Genomic DNA, 4,276 nt, shown 5'->3' on the forward strand with positions numbered 1-4,276 from the left:
CATGATTGTCAATGCGTCTTTAACCTCCATAGCTCCACCTCCTTTCGAAGGGAAACTATGACCACCCAAGATTCAATTGTACTTCTATATCTTACCACATTGACAGAGTTATGAATAGAATATTTGTTCGTGTTTTTGGGTTTTATACGCTTTGCCGGAATTTCCTATAACGTTTCGTATATTCACGACGACCGGCGAATGCCGGTTGTGTCCACAGCAACCACTTCCTCGAAGCCGCTTCTGGGACCGAGGGCGTAGCCCGATGCGTGAATATGGTGTTATCGGAAGTTACCGGCTTCCTCGATCAACATACAAACAATGGCCTTATTATATTTTCTTCAAGATCCACGAGTTTAGAAACAGCTTCTATTGAATAGCCCTCTTTAATAGCTCTTTTTATTACTTCAACTTTTATTGTCCCTTCTTTGATTGTCGTATCTATATATTTTTCGAAATGAATTACATCATCTTCAAGATTACCCTCAAGGGTAAAGATCATTCTATAATCTCCAATACTTTCTCCCAAATATAAAATTCTTAAGTTACAATAAATAAAATCATCGTATCCACTTATATGTGTAAGTTGGATCGAGTTAAGCTCGGTCTTCAATAACTTCAGATTCGATTTGCCCTTGAAGGTATCAAAAAAATCACTTCTATTTTCTTTCTTCCAGTTTTCTAGGTAGTTAATAAATCCTTGTTCCGTTCGGTCTATTATATTATTAGCTTCTGACCATTCAATTAGAGATGTTGTATTCATATTCTTACCTCTCTTCGGTAATTTCCGATAACGTTTTTGTATTCACGAACCTTCACTGCCTTAAGTGACCGGAGGGAACGGCCGCGACGCGGTTAGACAGTGCAAGGTTGTCCGGCTGATTACGCTTCCCTGCTACTGAATTATCTTCTTCGAAACCTCTTCTTCCTGCTTCGGCCGGACCAAGGAGCGATAGCGACGCAGCGTGAATACTGTGTTCTACGACGAACCTCTTGAGTTACCTACAATCACTTTTTATTCCATTTTTCTTTATTTAATTCTTCTTTCAGTTTAAAACACTCTTCTAAATTTATTTCATATACATTTGCTAGTGCCGCAACATAATAAAGTACGTCATATAACTCTTCTTCAATTGTTCCTTTGATTGTTTGATTTTCATTATCGTTTAGCCGTTTATTTTTACGAATTACTTCAGAGAGTTCACCTACTTCTTCAATCAACTTGTAAAAATAATGTTGCTTCATATCTGGATTGTAATCTGTTTTCTTAATATATTCTTGCAAGTAATCAATTGTTAATGGTTTGTCCAACGAAATCAGTCCTTTCAATTAGGTTTTGACCTGTTTTTTGAATTCTTGAAACTTCTTTGTATCAAGGGTCTCTCGCTTGTATACGTTTTCGCATTTAAGATTTTTTGTTGGTTTAAACTTTGAATCTGCTCAAATTTGCGAACCAATTACTTATGCTTTGAATAAGCAGGGTTAACTTGCTAGTCCATATAAATACTGAACTTTGATCTAAATTGGGTTCTTGCTTCGGTCTGTCGTATAACGTTTCGTATATTCACGACGCCCGGCGAATGCCGGGTGTGTCCACAGCAACCACTTCTTCGAAGTCGCTTCTGGGACCGAGGGCGTATGCCCGATGCGTGAATATGGTGTTAGGTGATGTCATCGACTTCCTCGAATATTCAATACTTCATTATACTTTTTGTCTTTGCTTTCCCAACTTATTTGGATGTTTATACTTTCATCATTAATTGCATCGAATGTAGTGTATCCATTATCAACTTGCATGAGATTGTATTCAATTATAAATTCCTTCGTTTTTCTATCTTTAATGTTTTCAATCTTGATTCCATATTTTTCTTCATATTCTTCCTCGTAATTCCCTTTCAGTATCAACTTTTCTTTATAACTTGGATCATAAAGATTTACCAGTTGAGTTCCAAGCTTGGTTCCTTGAGCAAATGTGATCCTTTCTATATCTTGAAGATCATTTAAACTTTCTGTATAGATAAAGTTAATTTGAAAATAGTTTATTCCATTATGTTCAATAATCGTGTCATCAAATTTCACGTTCCAGTATTCTCCTGAGGCTTCATACAAATTCTGTTCATGAGGTTGATTGCTTGAGCAACCCATTAAACAAATTATTAGAACTAAAATTATTGATAAAATTCTCATCAACATCACCTCGTTTCTTGTGTCTTAAATATTTAGATGATTTCACCTAACGTTCTGGTATTCACGAACCCGAAAGGCTTAAGCAGCGAAACTGGTCAAGCGCAGCAACCAGATTGCCGGGTGGCTCTGCCACTTAGCCTTGCAGGGTTGTCCGGCTGATTATGCTTCACTGCAACTGAGTCGACTTCTTCGAAACCGCTTCTTCCTGCTTCGGCCGGACCAAGGAGCGATAGCGACGTAGCGTGAATACGGTGTTAGGCGATGCCAGTGGCATCCAGAGATACTCACATAAAAGTCTTTATTATATCTTTAAACTTGTATTCTTCGATTTTATCCATGTTTTTTCTTGATATATTAATTCCATATTCAGGTTTACTAGTTTGACCAGGTTTATCATAATCTTTATCAACAAATACTTCGTTTGGTTCCCTCCATGTTGTTGAAGGAATTAAAAAGACATTTGGCATCTGATCTTGTTTAAATAAGAGTAATGTTAAATAAAGGTTTGGATTATCTATATTGAATTTACTCTTTTGCATGAATGTATAATTCAAACTTCTTAATGATTTGACTTGAATTTCACAATACCTTTGTTGATTATCTTTAACTATAAAATCTACGCCTCTATCATCTACCTCGGAAGAGAAGACCTCCAGTCCAAATGAGGCAAACTCCATCTTAGCGAAGTATTCTGCATATCTTCCTAATTGGAGATGGTTTAGCTTCGACCAATCCATATTCGGCATCTTGACTTCTCCTCAACTAAATATATTCTTTCACTGGTTTCGCCTAACGTTTCGTATATTCACGACGCCCGGCGAATGCCGGGTGTGTCCACAGCAACTACTTCTCCGAAGCTACTTCTGGGACCGAGGGGCGAATGCCCCGATGCGTGAATATGGTGTTATGCGTTGCTTCCGACTTCTCTGAATAACATTCAAGTTATAGTGCCGTTGGCTGTCCCCGCTTCGAGTTACGTCCCGGCATGATCTTAAAGCGCTCTTAAAAAAACAACTTCATCGTGCCTACTTGCAAAAAAACACTCTTCTAAACCGACTTCATCGTACCTACTTGCAAAAACACTCTTCTAAACCAGACCTGCGAACCTGCTTACAAAAAAGCTCTTTTAAACCAGCTTCATCGAATCTACTTGCAAAAAAGCTCTTCTAAACCAGCTTCATCTAATTTGCTTGCAAAACGTACTATTTATTCTTGTTGTTCCGTTGGCTGTCGCCTCTTCGAGTCCGCATCCTGCCATGCTCATAATAATATCTTGTATCACGTTGGCTATGCCTTTTACCAATGTGTTGTTCACATTCATGTTCTTGTATTATTCAAGTCTTTCGGAAGTTACGCATAACGTTTCATATATTCACGACGACCGGCGAATGCCGGTTGTGTCCACAGCAACCACTTCTTCGAAGCCACTTCTGGGACCGAGGGCGAATGCCCGATGCGTGAATATGGTGTTATCCGATGCTGCTGGCCTCCTGAAAATACATTCAAAAATAGTTCTTCAGCTCTTAAATTTCCCTTGAACTGCCGGGCTTACTTCTGATCCGAATATGCTTCGATATTCTCTTGAAGTGCCGGGCTTACTTCTGATCCGATTATGCTTCGATATATCTCTTAAACTGCCAGGCTTACTTCGGTTCCGATTATGCTTCGATATATCTCTTAAACTGCCAGGCTTACTTCGGATCCGATTATGCTTCGATATTTCTCTTGAACTGCCGGACTAACTTCGGATCCGATTATGCTTCGATATTTCTCTTGAATTGTCGGGCTTGCTTCTGATCCGAATACGCTTCGATATTTCTCTTGAACTGTCGGGCTTGCTTCTGATCCGAATACGCTTCGATATTTCTCTTGAATTGTCGGGCTTTCCTGAAACATTAGTCTCCAGTCACGTGGGGAAAAACATTCTTCATTTCTTTAATATCTAGCAGTTTCGGATAACGTTCTTGTATTCACGAACCCTCACTGCCTTAAACGACCGAAGGGAGTGGCCGCGACGCGGTTAGGCAGTGCAGGGTTGTCCGGCTGAATCTGCTTCCCTGCTACTGAATTATCTTCTTCGAAACCTCTTCTT

The 4,276-nt window shown here is 39.2% G+C and carries 4 protein-coding genes; all 4 read right to left on the reverse strand.

The window, feature by feature from the left end; all coding sequences use genetic code 11:
• Nucleotides 1–304 precede the first annotated feature (304 nt).
• The gene (locus ACFQ2I_RS19550) at nucleotides 305–760 is read right to left on the reverse strand and encodes a hypothetical protein (RefSeq protein WP_377567233.1); all 456 of its coding nucleotides are present in this window, start codon (nucleotides 758–760) and stop codon (nucleotides 305–307) included.
• 245 nt (nucleotides 761–1,005) lie between these two features.
• Entirely contained in the window at nucleotides 1,006–1,308 is a 303-nt protein-coding gene (locus ACFQ2I_RS19555; RefSeq protein WP_377567235.1) for a MazG nucleotide pyrophosphohydrolase domain-containing protein, read from the reverse strand.
• A gap of 360 nt (nucleotides 1,309–1,668) precedes the next feature.
• Nucleotides 1,669–2,076, reverse strand: coding sequence for a hypothetical protein (locus tag ACFQ2I_RS19560; RefSeq protein WP_377567237.1), 408 nt, complete (start codon nucleotides 2,074–2,076; stop codon nucleotides 1,669–1,671).
• 392 nt (nucleotides 2,077–2,468) lie between these two features.
• Nucleotides 2,469–2,930 carry a DUF4365 domain-containing protein gene (locus ACFQ2I_RS19565; RefSeq protein WP_377567239.1) on the reverse strand — a complete coding sequence of 154 codons (462 nt, stop codon included), beginning with the start codon at nucleotides 2,928–2,930 and terminating at the stop codon, nucleotides 2,469–2,471.
• Between the last annotated feature and the right edge of the window lie 1,346 nt (nucleotides 2,931–4,276).

This window comes from Paenibacillus chungangensis (genome assembly GCF_042675905.1).
GTDB lineage: Bacteria > Bacillota > Bacilli > Paenibacillales > Paenibacillaceae > Pristimantibacillus > Pristimantibacillus chungangensis.

Bases quoted from the DNA above. Each gene is read 5' to 3' on its own strand.
- ACFQ2I_RS19550 (WP_377567233.1), bottom strand. From the start codon at position 760: ATGAATACAACATCTCTAATTGAATGGTCAGAAGCTAATAATATAATA.
- ACFQ2I_RS19565 (WP_377567239.1), bottom strand. From the start codon at position 2,930: ATGCCGAATATGGATTGGTCGAAGCTAAACCATCTCCAATTAGGAAGA.